This window comes from Prevotella sp. SGI.167, assembly GCF_050313615.1.
GTDB lineage: Bacteria > Bacteroidota > Bacteroidia > Bacteroidales > Bacteroidaceae > Prevotella.
In genome coordinates this window covers 1-616 of sequence record NZ_JBNPLT010000120.1, presented here as the reverse complement: position 1 = coordinate 616, position 616 = coordinate 1, and the positions used below count along the sequence as shown (strand labels likewise).

Annotated in this window: 1 protein-coding gene; it reads right to left on the bottom strand. The window is 44.0% G+C overall.

What is annotated here, in order from left to right:
- Nucleotides 1–296: 296 nt before the first annotated feature.
- Nucleotides 297–616 (bottom strand): hypothetical protein (locus ACQRBJ_RS16150; protein ID WP_445304247.1); only part of this gene is annotated, 320 nt, incomplete at its 5' end.

The following is a 616-nucleotide window of genomic DNA, read 5'->3' as shown; positions in this document are numbered from 1 at the left end:
CAATATGGCGTAGACCGCTTTGGTCCGACAACCTTAGAGTGTAGCGGTTCCGAGCACCGGAGGGCGGTTACATCCTTCCTTATGAGGAGGAAGGCTGGGTTAGAGGTAGAGCTCCCTTTGGCTAAAGGGAGACGGAGGGATTCGAAAAATATCACCTCAATATTTTTAGGAAAGCCTCTTTCTTTTAGTATTTTGGCGAGGGCTTTGATGCCCCGACAACCTTAATAGCGTACTGATGCTGCCATCTCTCTGCAAATTCTTCTCTTGTCATTTCGCTAAATAAGCACTTAACATTACTACAAGATCCTTCCCAGATAACTCTTGAAATAATATTTGTCGGGATAATCCGCAATAAGCTGTCTGATACCATTCTTGATAATCTTATCCACGGCAGCAGACTTCCTCATCACGCGCTCTATTTGTCCCAACAACCAGTTGAACTCCTTTGGCTTTTCCTTAAGCAAAGCCAATCTCTTGATGTCCTTGAATAGTATCTCACCCACAAAAGCATGGTCTTGCTTGGGCACATACTTGATATATTCAGGATAAAGTTCCCACAGGTTCCAATGCTTATGCACAAACATATCCTTGAGCAAGTCCAACCGTTCCTCTTTGA